This is a genomic window from Nonomuraea sp. NPDC003560, from assembly GCF_042878785.1.
Lineage (GTDB): Bacteria > Actinomycetota > Actinomycetes > Streptosporangiales > Streptosporangiaceae > Nonomuraea.
The window spans coordinates 223,472-239,797 of sequence record NZ_JBIAOF010000012.1; the positions used below are offsets into that span (position 1 = coordinate 223,472).

Annotated in this window: 19 protein-coding genes; 13 read left to right on the forward strand and 6 right to left on the reverse strand. The window is 70.9% G+C overall.

Annotated features, from left to right (window positions below; genetic code table 11):
* Positions 1 to 74: 74 nt before the first annotated feature.
* Both ACFYUV_RS38715 and ACFYUV_RS38720 read right to left on the reverse strand, forming a co-directional pair.
* Positions 75 to 734 (reverse strand): response regulator, encoded by a 660-nt coding sequence (locus ACFYUV_RS38715; RefSeq protein WP_387678005.1) that lies wholly within the window; start codon positions 732 to 734, stop codon positions 75 to 77.
* Complete coding sequence (locus tag ACFYUV_RS38720) at positions 731 to 1,780, reverse strand: sensor histidine kinase (protein ID WP_387678008.1); 1,050 nt, start codon at positions 1,778 to 1,780, stop codon at positions 731 to 733. Before ACFYUV_RS38720 ends, ACFYUV_RS38715 begins: the two co-directional genes overlap by 4 nt.
* Positions 1,781 to 1,985: 205 nt before the next feature.
* Here ACFYUV_RS38720 and ACFYUV_RS38725 point away from each other — a divergent pair, with 205 nt between their 5' ends.
* From ACFYUV_RS38725 to ACFYUV_RS38765, 9 genes are all read left to right on the forward strand, one after another.
* Positions 1,986 to 3,149 (forward strand): acetoin utilization protein AcuC, encoded by a 1,164-nt coding sequence (locus ACFYUV_RS38725; RefSeq protein ID WP_387678011.1) that lies wholly within the window; start codon positions 1,986 to 1,988, stop codon positions 3,147 to 3,149.
* A gap of 52 nt (positions 3,150 to 3,201) precedes the next feature.
* Entirely contained in the window at positions 3,202 to 3,984 is a 783-nt protein-coding gene (locus tag ACFYUV_RS38730; protein ID WP_387678014.1) for a phosphatase, read from the forward strand.
* A 312-nt stretch (positions 3,985 to 4,296) separates the two neighbouring features.
* Positions 4,297 to 4,500 (forward strand): helix-turn-helix domain-containing protein, encoded by a 204-nt coding sequence (locus tag ACFYUV_RS38735; RefSeq protein ID WP_026214222.1) that lies wholly within the window; start codon positions 4,297 to 4,299, stop codon positions 4,498 to 4,500.
* A 175-nt stretch (positions 4,501 to 4,675) separates the two neighbouring features.
* Entirely contained in the window at positions 4,676 to 4,774 is a 99-nt protein-coding gene (locus ACFYUV_RS38740) for a 30S ribosomal protein bS22 (RefSeq protein ID WP_018654693.1), read from the forward strand.
* 22 nt (positions 4,775 to 4,796) lie between these two features.
* Complete coding sequence (locus ACFYUV_RS38745) at positions 4,797 to 5,792, forward strand: NAD-dependent epimerase/dehydratase family protein (protein ID WP_352325265.1); 996 nt, start codon at positions 4,797 to 4,799, stop codon at positions 5,790 to 5,792.
* Entirely contained in the window at positions 5,789 to 6,688 is a 900-nt protein-coding gene (locus tag ACFYUV_RS38750; protein ID WP_387678017.1) for a lysophospholipid acyltransferase family protein, read from the forward strand. Before ACFYUV_RS38745 ends, ACFYUV_RS38750 begins: the two co-directional genes overlap by 4 nt.
* A 72-nt stretch (positions 6,689 to 6,760) precedes the next feature.
* Positions 6,761 to 7,546, forward strand: coding sequence for an SDR family NAD(P)-dependent oxidoreductase (locus tag ACFYUV_RS38755; RefSeq protein ID WP_358290313.1), 786 nt, complete (start codon positions 6,761 to 6,763; stop codon positions 7,544 to 7,546).
* A 58-nt stretch (positions 7,547 to 7,604) separates the two neighbouring features.
* Positions 7,605 to 8,186 (forward strand): RNA polymerase sigma factor, encoded by a 582-nt coding sequence (locus ACFYUV_RS38760; RefSeq protein ID WP_387678020.1) that lies wholly within the window; start codon positions 7,605 to 7,607, stop codon positions 8,184 to 8,186.
* 2 nt (positions 8,187 to 8,188) lie between these two features.
* A complete protein-coding gene (locus tag ACFYUV_RS38765) occupies positions 8,189 to 9,202 on the forward strand; it encodes an LCP family protein (RefSeq protein ID WP_387678023.1) in 1,014 nt (337 codons plus the stop codon).
* An 83-nt stretch (positions 9,203 to 9,285) separates the two neighbouring features.
* Here ACFYUV_RS38765 and ACFYUV_RS38770 read toward each other — a convergent pair whose 3' ends face one another.
* The 3 genes from ACFYUV_RS38770 to ACFYUV_RS38780 are packed head-to-tail and all read right to left on the reverse strand — an operon-like array spanning position 9,286 to position 11,527.
* Entirely contained in the window at positions 9,286 to 10,155 is an 870-nt protein-coding gene (locus ACFYUV_RS38770) for an HAD-IB family hydrolase (RefSeq protein WP_358290304.1), read from the reverse strand.
* A gap of 22 nt (positions 10,156 to 10,177) precedes the next feature.
* On the reverse strand, positions 10,178 to 10,828 hold the full coding sequence (locus ACFYUV_RS38775; protein WP_387678025.1) for a DUF5667 domain-containing protein: 651 nt from the start codon (positions 10,826 to 10,828) through the stop codon (positions 10,178 to 10,180).
* 60 nt (positions 10,829 to 10,888) lie between these two features.
* Entirely contained in the window at positions 10,889 to 11,527 is a 639-nt protein-coding gene (locus tag ACFYUV_RS38780; RefSeq protein WP_387678028.1) for a sigma-70 family RNA polymerase sigma factor, read from the reverse strand.
* Between the two features lie 213 nt (positions 11,528 to 11,740).
* Between ACFYUV_RS38780 and ACFYUV_RS38785 the strand changes: the two genes are divergently transcribed.
* On the forward strand, positions 11,741 to 13,129 hold the full coding sequence (locus ACFYUV_RS38785) for a putative quinol monooxygenase (protein ID WP_387678030.1): 1,389 nt from the start codon (positions 11,741 to 11,743) through the stop codon (positions 13,127 to 13,129).
* A 10-nt stretch (positions 13,130 to 13,139) separates the two neighbouring features.
* Here ACFYUV_RS38785 and ACFYUV_RS38790 read toward each other — a convergent pair whose 3' ends face one another.
* Positions 13,140 to 13,373, reverse strand: a complete 234-nt coding sequence (locus tag ACFYUV_RS38790) for a glutaredoxin family protein (RefSeq protein ID WP_352322537.1) — start codon at positions 13,371 to 13,373, stop codon at positions 13,140 to 13,142.
* Between the two features lie 113 nt (positions 13,374 to 13,486).
* Between ACFYUV_RS38790 and ACFYUV_RS38795 the strand changes: the two genes are divergently transcribed.
* From ACFYUV_RS38795 to hemC, 3 genes are read left to right on the forward strand one after another with little or no spacing between them, the layout of a single operon-like run.
* Positions 13,487 to 14,164, forward strand: coding sequence for a redox-sensing transcriptional repressor Rex (locus tag ACFYUV_RS38795; RefSeq protein ID WP_387678033.1), 678 nt, complete (start codon positions 13,487 to 13,489; stop codon positions 14,162 to 14,164).
* Positions 14,161 to 15,417, forward strand: a complete 1,257-nt coding sequence (locus tag ACFYUV_RS38800; protein WP_387678036.1) for a glutamyl-tRNA reductase — start codon at positions 14,161 to 14,163, stop codon at positions 15,415 to 15,417. Before ACFYUV_RS38795 ends, ACFYUV_RS38800 begins: the two co-directional genes overlap by 4 nt.
* A complete protein-coding gene (hemC, locus tag ACFYUV_RS38805; RefSeq protein WP_387678039.1) occupies positions 15,414 to 16,319 on the forward strand; it encodes a hydroxymethylbilane synthase in 906 nt (301 codons plus the stop codon). The genes ACFYUV_RS38800 and hemC overlap by 4 nt, the downstream gene beginning before the upstream one ends.
* Positions 16,320 to 16,326: the final 7 nt, after the last annotated feature.

Genomic DNA, 16,326 nt, shown 5'->3' on the forward strand with positions numbered 1-16,326 from the left:
GCGTGCCGCCCGGGGCCTGCCGTTCTCTTCGGCCGTGAGGACGTTCTTGCCGGGCGCGGCCTGGGAGCCTGGTCCTAGTCTCCAGGTTTGATCAGCGCCGCCTCGTACGCGACGATCACGGCCTGCGCCCGGTCCCTGACCCCGATCTTGGCGAACAGGCTGGTCACGTGGTTCTTGACGGTCGAGGGGGAGACGGCCAGCTGCCCGGCGATCTCGGTGTTCGACCGGCCCCTGGCGATCAGCACGAGGATCTCCCGCTCGCGCTCGGTCAGCGCGTCCAGCACGGGCGGCGCGGGCGCGGCCGGCGGCCTCGACGCCCGCACGAACGTGCCGATCAGCCGGGTCAGCAGCCGCGGCGCGACCGCCGACTCCCCCCGGTGCACCACGCGCACGCCCTCGATCAGCTCCTCGGGGGAGACGTCCTTGGGCAGGAAGCCGTCGGCGCCCGCCCGCAGCGCCGCGAGCACGTTCTCGTCCAGGTCGAACGTGCTCAGCGCGAGCACCCGCACGCCCGGCAGCTCCGAGGTGATCAGCTCGGTGGCCCGCACGCCGTCGAGCCCCGGCATGTGCAGGTCCATCAGCACCACGTCGGGACGCAGCCGCCGGCTCAGCTCGACGGCCCGCTCGCCGTCGCCGGCCTCGCCCACCACGGACAGGTCGGGCTGCGCGTCGAGCATCAGCCGGAACCCCTTGCGGACCAGCTCGTGGTCGTCGACCAGCAGCACCGTGATCATGTTGCCTCCAAGGGGATGCGGGCGTGCACCCGGAATCCTCCCCCGGGACGCGGGCCGGTCGAAAGCTGACCGCCGCACAACGCGACCCGCTCGGCCATGCCGCCCAGCCCGAACCCCGGCGCGCCGCCCTGCTGCGGCACGCCGTCGTCGAGCACCTCGACCTCCACCGCCTCGGAACCGTAGGCCAGGCGCACGCTGGCCCTGGCGCCGGCCGCGTGCTTGCGGGTGTTGGTCAGCGCCTCCTGCACGATCCGGTAGACGGCGTGGTCCACGTCCGAGGGCAGCGTCACCGGCTCGCCCGTGACGGTCAGGCTGGCGGGCAGCCCGGCGCTCCTGGCCTCGCCGATGAGCGCGGGCAGGCGGTCGGCCCCCACGCCGGTCGCGGCGTCCGGGCCGTCGTTGCCGTCGGCTCGCAGCACGTGCAGTAGCCGGCGCATCTCCGACATCGCCTGGCGAGCGGTCTGCTGGGCGCTCTCCAGCGCCTCGCGGGTGACCTCCTGCTCGGGCGCGAGCGTCGCCCGCGCGCCGCCGACCAGGGCGTTGATCACCGTGATGTGGTGCGCGACGACGTCGTGCAGCTCCCTGGCGATCCGCCGCCGCTCGGCCTGTACGGCGGCGTCGGCGGCCTCCAGCCTGCTGCGTTCGTTCAGCTCGGCCCTGGCCTTGACCAGCGCGCCGATGCCGGCCGGGATCGCGACGACGAAGGCGCCGGCCAGGAACTGCCCGAGGCCCGGCCCCTTGACCTCCATCACCGTGCCGTAGACCACGATCCCCACGACCGTCATGACCAGCGACGGACGGCCGGAGGAGTGACGCACCAGGCTGTAGAAGGCGATGCCCTCCGGGATGGTCGCCGACGTCACGAGTCCGGCCGCGATGCCGACCACGTCGAACGCCGTGACGGCCCCGGCCACCAGCACCGGCCTGCTCCGGCGGACCAGCAGCAGCACGCTGGTCAGCAGGAAGTGCGCCGACCCCAAAGCCCCGTCGGCCCCCGTCTGGACGGACGACACGATCACCCCGAGGCCCGCGAACAGGGCGAGCACGACCACGATCGTGGTGTCGAAAACCCGGGGACGTCGGAAGAAATGGAAGATTCTGCGGAAAGGTCGCGCCCAGCGCACCATAAAACACTAAGTCACGAATTTTCTGATGCGACCGAGGCCGTCCCCGACGATCACCCGGGCTACAACCGGAACAGGGCGCTGCGGTAACGTCGGCGCAAGGTGAGGGACGCGCGGAGGGCGGGGCATGAGCCGAACGGCACGAGTCATCTGGGACGACGCTCTCACCTCCTACAACTTCGGTCCGAGCCACCCGCTGGCGCCCATCAGGGTCGAGCTGACGATCGCTCTCGCCCGCGCGCTCGGCGTTCTCGACAAGGTCGAGATGGCCGGCTGCGCGCCCGCCGGCGACGACGAGCTGGCCATGGTGCACGACCGCGGCTACATCGAGGCGGTCAAGGGCGTCTCCGTGGCCGGCGTGCCCGACCTGCGGGCGGGGCTCGGCACCACCGACAATCCGGCCTTCAAGGGCGTGCACGAGGCGTCCGCGCTGATCGCGGGGGCGTCCCTGGCGGCGGCGCGCGCGGTCTGGGAGGGCGCGGCCGAGCACGCGGTCAACGTCGCGGGCGGGCTCCACCACGCGATGCCGGCCGCGGCCAGCGGCTTCTGCGTCTACAACGACCCGGCCCTGGCCATCGCCTGGCTGCTGGAGCAGGGGGCCACGCGGGTGGCCTACGTCGACGTCGACGTGCACCACGGCGACGGCGTGCAGGCCGTCTTCTACGACGACCCCCGGGTGCTGACGATCAGCCTGCACGAGAGCCCGCGCACGCTGTTCCCGGGCACCGGCTTCCCGCACGAGACCGGCGCGGAGGGCACGGCCGTCAACGTGGCGCTCCCGGCCGGCTGCGGCGACTCCGGCTGGCTGCGCGCCTTCCACGCGGTCGTGCCGCCGCTGCTGCGCGAGTTCGGCCCGGAGATCCTGGTCACCCAGCACGGCTGCGACAGCCACGCGCTCGACCCCCTCGCCAACCTCATGCTCAGCATCGACGGCCAGCGCGCCGCCTACGCCGCCCTGCACGACCTGGCGCACGAGACGGCGGGCGGCCGGTGGATCGCGGTGGGCGGCGGCGGTTACGAGCTCGTCCAGGTCGTGCCGCGCATCTGGACGCACCTCATCGCCGAGGCCGCCGGGCATCCCGTCGATCCGGCCACGCCCACCCCCGACGCCTGGCGCCAGTACGTCAGGGAGCGCACCGGCGAGGCGCCCCCGCTGACCATGACCGACGGACGTAACCCGGAATTTCACGACATCTCCGGCGGTTATGACCCAGCGGACCCCATCGACCGTGCGGTCATGGCGACCCGGCAGGCGGTGTTCCCTCTGCACGGCCTCGACCCGATGCCCTGACGACCGCCCCGACGACGCTCGACGTCCTCGATGCCCCTGATGAGGAAGACCTGTGCTGAGCCGCGACGAACTCCGCCGACACCTGATCCACAGCCGTATCGCCGGTGACGTCGCGACGTCGCGCGAGAACAACCTCGACCACTACAGCTCGCTGGCCAACCGCGACCCGTACTACATGCTCGGCCTGACGTTCGAGCAGCCGTGGACCTTCCGGGACGTCCTCGACCTGATGGCCAAGTCGGCCGGCGTGGTCGCCGATCCCGGCCACCGCCGCGGCCAGGACACCATCGACCCCGACCTGACGATCGACGCGATCGACGCCATGGCGGCGCGCATCGCGTCGGTGTTGTCGCGGCCGTCCCCGCGGGTGCTGTTCGCCACCGGCCACCCGACCGGGCTGCTCGCCGTCCACCTGCCGCTGGCCAGGTTCGCCGTCGAGCGCGGCGCGACCCTGCTCACCCCGGCCGAGGGCTGGACGTACGCCGGCTCCGGCTTCGGCCGTCCGCGCCGCGTCCGCTACCTCCAGGACGTCGCCATGCTCGACGACCGCGGCGGCTTCGTGCACACCCACGACTCGGCCCCGATGCGGCACATGCTGGACGAGCTCGAAGACGGGCTGCCCGACCTGGTGATCGCCGACCACGGCTGGGCGGGGGCGGCGGGCGAGGCGGGCGTGCCGACGGTGGCCTTCGCCGACAGCAACGACCCCGGACTGTTCCTCGGCGAGGCCGAGGGAAAGATCGACGTCGTCGTGCCACTCGACGACAATGTGCTACCCCGCTATTACGCTCCGCTGACCGAGCGATTGGTCACTCTGGTCTCACGAGCCCTTTGAGTCGAAAACGGCCCTCCCCATACCGTCTTTTCGCGCCTGCATTCCAAGAGGCTCGCTGTCCCTTTGCCAACTTTTGATGGGGCTTGGGCGACTCTTATGTGTGGCAACTTGGACAGTTCCAAGGTCCAGGCGAGGTGCTCGGCCTGGCTGCTAACCAGCGACTTTACTGGTCCGGCTGACAGGTGGCTCCGCGGACTGAGAAAATAGGGGGTTTGCGCACCCGGAGTCCCGACTTACGCTGACGGCAGTACACGTGCGTGAGCAATGGCACCAGTGGGGATAACCCGGAAACACGTGCGGAAGAGGCGTCCGATGGGTGCAGGCGAAAGACCTCTCAGCGAGGTGAAGTTCCTGACCGTGGCTGAAGTCGCGACGGTCATGAGGGTGTCCAAGATGACGGTGTACCGGCTCGTCCACTCAGGGGAGCTGCCGGCCATCCGAGTTGGCCGGTCGTTCCGAGTGCCCGAGCAGGCGGTCCACGACTATCTGCGGGAGGCCTACATCGAGGCAGGTTGAAGTAGCGGCGCGCCCGAACGCGCCGTGAATTCGGTCGCGGGAGAAGCCCGGCCTGCGCACCACGAGGCCGGGCTTTCACCCCCCAAGGGGCGATCCACCCCCGATCGCCGGTAGTCTGTCACCCGGTGTGCGCTCGCACATCGATTCAGACTTGCTATCAGTACCTGGGGGTCCCGTGGGCTCTGTGATCAAGAAGCGCCGCAAGCGGATGGCCAAGAAGAAGCACCGCAAGCTGCTCAAGAAGACGCGCATCCAGCGGCGTAACAAGAAGTAACCGACGCAGCTGCGAGGCGCTGATGACCCACACCGTGCTTGTCACCGGGGTCTCGCGCCACATAGGCGCCCGGGTGGCGAGCGTCCTCGCGGCTGACCCGGAGATCAGCCGCGTCATCGGAGTGGACACCGTGCCGCCCCCCTCGCTGACGCGGGACGGCGGCATCACTCTGGGCCGGACGGAATTCGTCCGGGTCGATCTGCGTAGCCCCGACATCGCCGAGGTGATCGCGGCCGCGGACATCGACACCGTTGTGCACATGAGCCTGGTCAGCGCCCCGTCCAAGGGCGATGGCAGGGCCGCCATGAAGGAGCACAACGTCATCGGCACCATGCAACTGCTCGGTGCCTGCCAGCGGTCGTCGACCGTGCGGCGCGTGGTGGTGCGCTCCACCACCGCCGTCTACGGCTCGTCCCCGCGCGATCCCGCGGTGTTCACCGAGGACCTGGAGCCGCACGTCGGCCCGGTCCACGGCTACGCCAAGGACGCGGCGGAGGTCGAGGGCTACGTGCGCGGTTTCGCGCGCCGCCGCCCCGACGTGACGGTGTCGCTGCTGCGCTTCGCCAACTTCATGGGTCCAGGCGTCGACTCGCCGCTCACGCGTTACTTCACCCAGCCCGTCCTGCCGACGGTGTTCGGCTTCGACCCGCGGTTGCAGTTCGTCCACGAGGACGACGCGGTCGAGGTGCTGCGCAGGATGGCGAACGAAGACCACCCCGGCACGTTCAACGTGGCCGGGGCAGGCGTGTTGCTGCTGTCGCAGTGCGCGCGCCGGGCCGGGCGGGCGTCGCTGCCGCTGTTCGCGCCCGTCTTCCGCACGCTCGGCAACACCGTGCGCAGGCTCGGCCTCGTCGAGTACTCGCCCGAGCAGCTGCGGCTGATGAGCTACGGCCGGGCGGTCGACACCGCCAGGCTGGAGGCCGAGCTGGGCTGGCGGCCCAAGTACACCACCGCGGCGGCCTTCGACGACTTCGTGCGTTCACGGGGTATGCATCCGTTCGGAGGTGTGCGTCCGTGAGCGTGCCGCACGAGGAGGAAGGCCGGGTGATCCCGATCAGCGCCGCGCCGTCCTACGAGGAGCCCGACCCGCTGGCCCGGCTGCTGGCGTTCGTCCGCCGGCGCATCACCGGCGAGTACGAGGTCGACGAGTTCGGCTACGACCCCGAGCTGACCGACAAGGTGCTCCTTGAGCTGATCAGGCCCCTCTACCACCGCTGGTTCAGGGTCGAGACGGCCGAGCTGAAGAACGTGCCCGCCGAGGGCGGCGCGCTGGTGGTGGCCAACCACTCCGGCACGCTGCCGATCGACGCGCTCATGATGCAGGTCGCCCTGCACGACGAGGCGGGCCGGGCCGTCCGCCTGCTCGGGGCCGACCTGGTCTACCAGCTCCCGCTGCTCGGCCACCTGTCCCGCAAGACCGGCCACACGCTGGCCTGCCCCGAGGACGCCGACCGGCTGCTGCGCAAGGGCGAGCTGGTCGGCGTGTTCCCCGAGGGCTTCAAGGGCGTGGGCAAGCCGTTCTCCGAGCGCTACAAGCTGCAGCGGTTCGGCCGGGGCGGGTTCGTGGCCTCGGCGATCCGCGCGGGCGTGCCGATCGTGCCCACGGCCATCGTGGGGGCCGAGGAGATCTATCCGAAGATCGGCGACCTGAAGTTCCTGGCGCGCATCCTCGGCGTCCCCTACCTGCCGATCACGCCGTTCTTCCCGTTGCTCGGGCCGCTCGGGCTGGTGCCGCTGCCGTCCAAGTGGATGATCGAGTTCGGCGAGCCGATCCGCACCGACGAGTACGAGCCCGCCGCGGCCGACGACCCGATGCTGGTGTTCAACCTGACCGACCACGTGCGCGAGGTCGTCCAGCAGATGCTCAACGAGTTGCGGTTGCGCAGGGGGCCGGCCTTCCCGCCGTTCCTGTGAAGGGTGCAACCGGTCGCGTCCGGCCGGTGTTCTTGCGGGTGCAGTCATTGACACCCGAGAGGAACCTCTTCGATGGATCTCCAGCTTTCCGGCCGTGTGGCCGTCGTCACCGGCGCGTCCAAGGGCATCGGCCTGGCCGTCGCGCGCACCCTGGCGGAGGAGGGCGTGCACGTCGTGGCGGCCTCGCGGACCGCGCCCGACGCCAAGGTGACGCACGTCGCGGTGGACCTGATGGACCCGCAGGCGCCCGCCCGGGTGATCGCCCGAGCCGTCGAGGAGTTCGGCGGGGTGGACATCCTGGTCAACAACGCCGGCGGGCCGCCCCCCGGCGTGACGCTGCCCCGGGTCGGGTTCATGGCGCCGGGCGACGACGACTGGCAGGCCATGTTCGAGTTCAACCTGTTCGCGGCCGTACGCATGATCCGCGCGGCCGTGCCCCTCATGGTGGAGCGCGGCGGCGGCTCGATCGTGAACATCTCCTCCGGCTCGGCCCGCCAGCCCGGGGCCATGAACGTGGACTACGGCGCGGCCAAGGCCGCCATGAACCACGTGAGCAAGGCCGTCTCGGAGGAGTACGGCCCGCAGGGCGTCCGGGTGAACACGATCTCGCCCGGCCCGGTGCTGACCGACTGGTGGACCAAGGACGGCGGCGCCGCCGACGTCATCGCCGGGATGGCCGGGGCCTCGAAGGAGGACGTCATCGCCCAGGTCGCCCCCGGCATGATGAAGCTGGCCACCGGACGCCTGGTGAGCCCGCAGGAGATCGCCGACATGGTGGCCCTGCTGGTCTCGCCGCGCTCGGGCAGCACGACCGGCGCCGACATCGCCGTGGACGGCGGGTTCCTGAAGGAGATCTGAACCCTTTTGGCGGGTTGTGGCAAGACATCCGTGACCGATTCTCCACAGAAGGGCGGAGATGATCACGCAACCCGCCACCAGGGGGGCGGACTCGGAGCTCGTGAGCGCCTCCCTGACCGAGCCGGAGGCGTTCGCCGAGCTGTTCGACCGCTACTCCGCCATGCTCTACCGGTACGTCTCCAAACGCCTCGGCCCTGAGCCCGCCGAGGACCTCGTCGGCGAGACGTTCCTCGTCGCGTTCTCCCGCCGCAAGAGCTACGACCTGTCCTGCCCCGACGCCAGGCCGTGGCTCTTCGGCATCCTCACCAAGCTCATCTCCCGCCACCACCGCAAGGAGGCGGCGCGGTACCGGGCGTTCCTGCGGTCCCCCCTCGACCAGGACGTGGAGTCGCCCGCCGACCGCGTCGCCGCGGGGGTCACGGCGCAGGCCGCCCGTCCCCGCCTGGCGGGCGCGCTGGCCGCGCTGCCCGCCAAGGACCGGGACGTCCTGCTGCTGATCGCCTGGGGCGACCTCACCTACGAAGAGGTCGCCCTGGCGCTCGGCATCCCGATCGGAACCGTGCGCTCCCGCCTCAACAGGGGCAGGCGGAAGGTGCGGGCCGCGCTCGGCGACACCAACCCCATGCTGGCGGAGGAGTGACCATGGACGACCTGCGGATGCTCCGCGACCTCGGCGGGGAACTGGAGCACGAGCCGCCCCCGACGCTCGCCCGCCAGCGCGACCGCCTGCTGCGGGAGCGCCCGCGCCGCCGATGGAACGCCTACTGGACGGCCGGCCTGGTCGCCGTGGGCACGGCGGCGGCCGTCGCGGTGCCGACCATGCTGGTCAACGGCAACATCGTGGCCGCTCCGTCGACGGGCGTGCGGCCGGTCGACATCACCGGCGCCCGCAACATCCTGGTGATCGGCTCCGACACGCGCGGCGGGCCGGGCAACGCCAAGTACGGGCCCCACCTGGCCAGGACGCCCGACCAGGGCGGCAGGCGCTCCGACACCATCCTGCTCGTGCACGTGCCCGCCGACCGCGGCCAGGCGGTCGGGGTCAGCGTGCCGCGCGACTCGATCGTGCAGATCCCGTCGTGCGGGTCCGACCCGGCGCGGAAGGACATGATCAACTCGGCGTACAACACCGGGGGAGCGGGCTGTCTGGTCAAGACGCTGGAGAAGCTCACCGACGTCCGCATCGACCACACGGTCGAGGTCGACTTCGCCGGCTTCAAGGGCATGGTGGACGCGCTCGGCGGCGTGCAGATCACGCTCAGGTCGCCGGTGGACGACAAGGCGTCGAAGCTGAAACTGCCCGCGGGCAAGGTCATGCTCAACGGCGAGAGCGCCCTCGGCTACGCCCGCCTGCGCCGCTACGGCGACGGCTCGGACGTCCAGCGGATCAAGCGGCAGCAGATCCTGCTGCTGGCGATGCTGAAGAAGGCGAGGAGCGCGGCCGCCGACCCGGCCCGGCTGCGCGGCTTCCTCGGCGAGGTGCGCAAGTCGGTCAAGACGGACCTGAGCCTGGAGGCCATGGTCGAGCTGGCCAGGGCCACGTCCGCGACGCAGGTGGCGTTCGTCACCGTGCCCTGGAAACCGGCCCAGGACGACCCCAACCGGATCGAGTGGCTGCAACCGGACGCCAGGAAGCTGTTCGAACGCCTGCGATGACCGGCGCCGGCGCGCGCCCGGCCGTGGATGTCAAGGAGCCGTCCACGCCGCCGGGCCGCGTCGGCGGCCTCGTGGGCGGGCGGTCAGTGGGAGCGGTAGTGCCTGCGCAGGGCGATGCCGGCCGCGACGCCGCCCGCGATCGCGCCGACCCCGGCCGCGATCGGCAGGGCGGTCATGGTGGCCTTGCGGCCGGTGCGGAAGTCCTTCACCGGCCAGTCGTGCTTCCTGGCGTGCTCGCGCAGCTCGCTGTCGGGGTTGATCGCCACCGCGCTGCCGACCAGCGACAACATCGGCAGGTCGTTGGCCGAGTCGCTGTAGGCCGTGCAGCGGGTCAGGTCGAGCCCTTCGCGGCGGGCCAGCGCGCGCACCGCCTCCGCCTTGGCCGGGCCGTGCAGCAGGTCGCCCACCAGGTGGCCGGTGTAGACGCCGCCGGCGGTCTCGGCGACCGTGCCGAGCGCGCCGGTGAGGCCGAGCCGCTGGGCGATGACCCGGGCCAGCTCGACGGGCGTGGCCGTGACGAGCCAGACGCGCTGGCCGGCGTCGAGGTGGCTCTGCGCGAGCGCGCGGGTGCCGCCCCAGATGCGGTCGGCCATGACCTCGTCGTAGATCTCCTCGCCGAGGCGGACGACGTCGTCGACCTTGGCGCCCGCGACGAAGGCGAGCGCGGTCTCCCGGGCGACCGCGATGTGCTCCGGGTTCTCGTTGCCGCGCAGCCGGAACACGGCCTGGCCGACGGCGAACTTCAGCAGATCGGATGTGGTGAACATGCCGCGCGTGGCCAGCCCGCGGGCGAAGTGGTAGATGGACGCGCCGCGCATCATGGTGTTGTCGACGTCGAAGAAGGCCGCCGCCTCCAGGTCCGGCTCGACCGGCTCGGTGGGCGCGACGGTGACCGCCGCCCGCGCCGCGGCCTCGCCGGCGGCCTCGGCCCCAACCTCGTGTCGTCGTCGCATTAGCCGCCACATGCGGTTCAGCTTACCTAGCCGGTGCCACGAGCCCCTCGATGTAGTCGAGGTAGCCGGCGGCCTGTCCCTTCTGTGCCTCGTTGAGGTGGTCCAGCATCGGCTCGACCGTCTCCCGCTGCTTCTGGGCGAACTTCTTGATCTTGGACGAGCGGGGCTGCGTACGCGTCAGCCGGCTGATCCCGGAGCGGGTGGAGTCCTCCATGTCCTTGAGCGTCTGGCCGACCAGCGGGCTGTCGGTGGACGAGCCGAGCAGGCTCGCGACCTCCTTGGCGCGGGTCTCGGCCGAGGCCAGCTCGCGCTCGCCGCGTTGGGCGTCGTCGGTGCTCAGGTGCACGAGGGTGCTCTCCGCGGCCCTCTTGAGCGGGTAGAGCGTGTCGCCGGGGACCGCCTGGTACGTGGCGAAGGACGCCACCATCATGGCCCCCGCCAGGCCGAGCGTGGCGACCTGGGACAGCAGCGGACGGCGTCGGCGGCGTACGGACGGGACGGCCGGGCCCGGCGCGCGCTCCTCGTCGGGGGCCGTCAGCAGCAGGCGGCCGGAGACCAGGTCCTCGCGCAGGCGCTCGCGGAACGCCGCCTCGGGCCCGCCGCCCAGAGACGGGCCGTGCAGCTCCGTGAGACGCTCGATGACGAGCTCCCGCCGCCTGCGCGCCCTACTCATGACAGCTCCCTGAGGGATCCAGCCGTGCCAACTGGCCTAACGAGGTGCGGGTGGGAGAGGTTACGCCAGGTCGTGCTTGAGTGCCCTGGCGAGCGTTCGAATGGCCCGAAACTGCAGCGCTTTGATCGCTCCACTCTTCTTCCCCATGATCAACGCGGTTTCCGCGAGCGAGAGGCCGTGCAGGAAGCGCAGCACCACGCATTCCTGCTGGTCGGGATTGAGATCGCGGACGGCGCGCAGCACCCGGTCGTTCATGATGGCCGTGACCACCGCGTTCTCCGGGATGTGCGCGCCTTCGAGCGGCACGTCGATCAGCTCTCCCGTCGGGATCTCCAGTCGGTAGCGGCCGGACTTGAAGTGGTCGGCCACCAGGTTTCTGGCGATGGTGACGAGCCAGGCGCCGAAGTCGCGCCCCTGCCAGGTGAAGTCGCCGATCCTGCGCAGCGCGCGCAGGAAGGTCTCGCTGGTCAGGTCCTCGGCGAGCTGGTGGGAGCCGACCCGGAAGTAGATGTAGCGGTAGACGAGGTCCACGTAGCGGTCGTAGAGCGTGCCAAAGGAGTCCGTGCATCCGTTCTTGGCGTGCAGCACCAGCGTACGGATGTCGTCGGGCACTTCTTCGCGCACGCCAAGCTCGCCCGTCCGGGCAGGTCCAGCGACCGCTGGAGCAAGCAGCCCGGCGAACGGCCACGAATCAGGCATCCGGTATCCCTAGGGGTAAGGGGTGCGGCGTGCTCGAATACTCTAGAAATCAACTGGAAATTCCACAATCCGCGCCTGCTGGCCTGGCTACGAGTAATCGCCCTATACCGTATAGGCGCCTACCCCACAGCCTGCGGCGAAGCCCCTCATGGAGCGCCTGTTTCCTCTTCGGCTACCGGCCGGGAGGCATCGTCCGGCAGCATTGGAGTCACCATGGAGATCCTCGTTGCTGTCATAGCCCTTGCCGGTGCGCTCCTCGCCGCCGTCGCGACCGGAGCCCTGATCCGCCGGCTGCGCGACGAGCCCGAGGGGTGGTTGATCGCCTGGACCGTTGCAGCTGGAGCCCTGTGCCTGTCGCTGGCCGCGATCGGCGTCGGGTCCGTCCTGGGGTTCGGGCCGGCCACGTTCCGCGTCTACCAGGTGACGGGGTCGCTGCTCGCGCCGCTCTGGCTGGCCGTGGGCCTGATCCAGCTGCTGTCCGACAAGGTGCCGCCGAGGTTCCTGGCCTGGTTGTTCGGCATCGCGCTCACCATCGTCTCCGTCGCGATCCTGACCTTCGACCCGCTCAGGTCCACCGACCTGGGCAAGTCGCTGCCGTCCGGCTCGGCCATGTGGGGGCTCATCCCCGACAAGCTGCTCATCGGCGTGCACGCCATCGACGTGCTCGTCCTGCTGGCGTGCGTGGTGGTGGCCGGGCTCAAGTGGCGCGGCGGCGACGAGTACGACACCGACAACCTCCATGCGGTCCTGGTCATCGCGCCGTCGAGCATCGCCCTGGTGGGGGCCATGCGGTTCTCGGTGCCGCCGCTGTTCACCACCGCGCTGCTCGCGGTGGGCGCGGCGGCGATCTGGTACACCGTGCTGCGCCCGCTGGCGCCGTACGAGGACGACGAGGACGACCTGGAGACGCCGCACGACGACGTGGAGCGCCGGCCGGGCCGCAGGGTCGCGCCCGAGCCCGTGCCGGTGCCGGCCGCCGAGCCGCCTCCCGTGGCGCCCCCGCGCCGCTCGCCCGGCCTGGGCGACCTGGTGGCCGAATACCGGGCGGGCGACCAGCAGGTCGACTACGCCGCCCGGATGGGGGCCGCGCCCGACTCGGGCCCCGCGACCGGCTACATCATGAACGGCTCCCCGCCCCCGCGCATGGACACCTCCCCGCGCATGGACGCCCAGCCGCCCCGGCCCGACTACTCGATGCCCGGCACCGGCGTGGCCTACCCGGGCGCCGAGCTGTTCACCCCGTCGCAGCCGCAGCAGGCGGGCGGCCGGCCCTCGCCCAGCATCTACGGCCTGCTCACCGTCTTCACGATCATGGACGGCGCCGGCGACGCGTTCGACCGCCTGGCCGAGGCCACCGTCGAGGCCGTGCGCCGCGGCGAGCCCGACACGCTCGTCTACGCCTGCCACGCCGTCAAGTCGGCGCCCCTGCAGCGCATCGTCTACGAGCTCTACCGCGACGAGGTCGCCTACCGCGACCACCAGCGCCAGCCGCACGTCGAGCGGTTCCTCAACGAGCGTCAGGCGATGGTGCTGGCCACCAACGTCATCGAGCTCTACGTCAACGCCGCGAAGGTGGTGCCGCTGCCCACCGTCATGTTCTGACCGTCATGTCCTAGGCGAGGGCGGCGCGCAGGCGGGCCTCGTCGACCCGCCAGAAGTCGTGCTGCACGCCGTCGATCAGCGTCACCGGGATCATCTCCCAGTACTTCTCCCTGAGCTCCTCGGAGGAGTCGATGCTGACCTCCTCCCACGGCACGCCCAGCTCTCCGGCCACCCTGGCGATGACCGCGCGGGCGTCGTCACAGAGGTGGCAGCCGGGTTTGCCGAGCAAGGTGATGCGATGCATGTCCCCAACCGTAGCGCCCCTACTTTGTGCATCGGTTCACAAAGGGATTAACCTGAAAGACGGTTCTAATCCGTTCAGCGGTCCCCACCGCCCGTTCCCTGGAGCTCCGGCACGTGAAGAGCACGTCCCAGTCCCGTGACCGCGGCATCCCCGAGGCGACGGTCGCCAGGCTTCCGTTGTACCTGCGGGCGCTGCACGGGATGGCGGAGCGCGGCGTCGCGACCGTGAGCTCGGAGGACCTGGCCGTGGCCGCGGGCGTGAACTCGGCCAAGCTCCGCAAGGACCTCTCGCACCTCGGCTCGTACGGCACCCGCGGCGTAGGCTACGAGGTGGAGTACCTCGTCTACCAGATCTCCCGCGAACTCGGCCTGACCCAGGACTGGGCGGTCGCGATCGTCGGGGTCGGCAACCTCGGCCGCGCCCTGGCGAACTACGGCGGCTTCGTCTCCAGGGGCTTCCGCGTGGCCGCGCTCTTCGACGCCGACCCCGAAGTCGTGGGCGACACCATCGCGGGGTTGAATGTGGAGCACATCGACGAACTGGAAGCCGTCATCAAGCGGCGTGGAGTCTCGATCGTGGTACTGGCGACACCGGCGGCAGCGGCGCAGATAGTGTGCGATCGTGTTGTCGCCGTGGGCGTGACCAGCATCCTGAACTTCGCCCCAGTCGTTCTCACCGTTCCGGACACCGTCGACGTCCGGAAGGTCGACCTATCAATCGAACTGCAGATTCTCGCGTTCCACGAGCAACGCAAGGCTGGGGGGCCACTCATGGCGGTGGACGGTCAATGAGTGTTCTGGCGATCGGACTCAGCCACCGGACCGCTCCGGTGGCGCTTCTCGAACGCGTCTCGGTGACCGGTGACGCGCTGGTCAAGCTGCTGCACGACGTGCAGCAGGACACCAGCGTCGCGGAGGCCATGGTGATCTCGACCTGCAACAGGGTCGAGATCTACGTCACGGTCGACCGCTTCCACGCCGCGGTCACCTCGATCAGCGGGCTGCTGGCCGTCCACTCCGGCGTGCCGGCCGACGAGCTGACCCCGCATCTCTACGTGCACTACGAGGAGCGGGCCGTCGAGCACCTGTTCTCGATGGTGTGCGGCCTCGACTCCATGGCCGTCGGCGAGGGCCAGATCCTGGGCCAGGTCCGCCAGGCGCTCAAGCTCGCCCAGAAGCACGGCACGGTCGGCGCGACCCTCAACGAGCTGACGCAGCAGGCGCTGCGCGTCGGCAAACGCGCCCACACCGACACCGGCATCGACCAGGCCGGCCCCTCGCTGGTCTCGGCGGGCCTCGCGCTCGCCGGCGACCTGGCCGGGCGGCGGGCGCTGGTGGTGGGCGCGGGCTCGATGAGCTCGCTGGCCGCCGTCACGCTGCAGCGCGCCGGGGTCACCGACATCGTCGTGGCCAACCGCACGTACGAGCGGGGCGCGCGGCTGGCCGAGTCGGTCGGCGGCCGGGCCGTCGCGTTCGCCGCCGTGCGCGAGGAGCTGGCGGACGCCGACATCGTGATCACCTGCACCGGCGCCGGGCGGCACGTCATCACCCCCGACATGCTGACCGGGGGCGTGTTCCTGCTGGACCTGGCGCTGCCGCACGACATCGACCCGGCCGTGCGCGAGGTGCCCGGCGTCACGCTGGTCGACCTGGAGACGATCCAGGAGTCCGGCGTCGGCTCGCGCGGCGGCGACGCCGTCGAGTCCGTGCGCGCGCTCGTGGCCGAGGAGCTGAACGCCTACCTCGACGCCGCCCGCGCCGCCCGCGTCACCCCGACCGTGGTGGCGCTGCGCAGCAAGGCGGCGGGCGTGGTGGAGTCCGAGCTGGGCCGCCTGATGATGCGCATGCCCGATCTCGACGACAAGGCCAGGGACGAAATCGCCATGACCGTGCAGAGGGTCGTTGACAAACTGCTTCACGAGCCGACTGTGCGTGTCAAGCAGCTCGCCGCCGGTCCAGGGGGCGATCATTATGCGGAAGCCCTGCGTGAGTTGTTCAATCTCGATCCGAAGATGCCCGCGGCCGTGAGGGAGGTGGAGCTGTGAACCTGCGGTTGGGCACCCGCCGCAGCATGCTGGCGACCACGCAGTCCCAGATGGTGGCCGACGCCCTCACCGCGCGCACCGGGCACCCGGTCGAGCTGGTGGGCGTGACGACCTTCGGCGACGTGACCAAGGCGCACCTGGCGCAGCTCGGCGGCACCGGCGTGTTCGTCAGCGCGTTGCGCGACAAGCTGGTCGAGGGCGAGATCGACTTCGCCGTCCACTCGCTGAAGGACCTGCCGACCAAGCAGGACCCGCGCTTCACGCTGGCCGCGCTCCCCGAGCGCCACGACCACCGCGACGCGCTGGTCGGCCCGCACAAGTTCGCCGACCTGCCCGCCGGGGCCAGGGTCGGCACGGGCTCGCCGCGCCGCGTCGCCATGCTGAGCGCGCTCCGGCCCGACCTGGAGTACGTCCCGATCCGCGGCAACGCCGACACGCGCATCGGCAAGATCGCCGCGGGCGAGCTCGACGCCGTCGTGCTGGCCAGCGCCGGGCTCACCAGGCTCGGCCGCGGCGGCGAGATCGCGCAGATCTTCGAGGTCGAGGAGCTGCTGCCGGCCCCCGGCCAGGGCGCGCTCGCCGTGGAGTGCCTGGCCGCGCGCACCGACCTGATCGAGACCCTCTCCGTGCTCGACGACCCGCGCACGCGCAGCGCGGTGACCGCCGAACGCGCCGTGCTGTCCGCCCTGGAAGCAGGCTGCGCCGCACCCGTGGGTGCTTTCGCGGCCGATCACGGGCACACTCTGAACCTGACCGCAGTGGTCGTCTCCATCGACGGCCGCGAAGCGGTCCGCAAGTCCGCCGCCGGTTCTCCTTCGGAGGCTGCACAGCTGGGCCGCCTCCTGGCGGCCGAGATGATCGCCGAAGGGGCCGACAGATTGATGGGGGAGCAATCCCATTGAGCTCCGA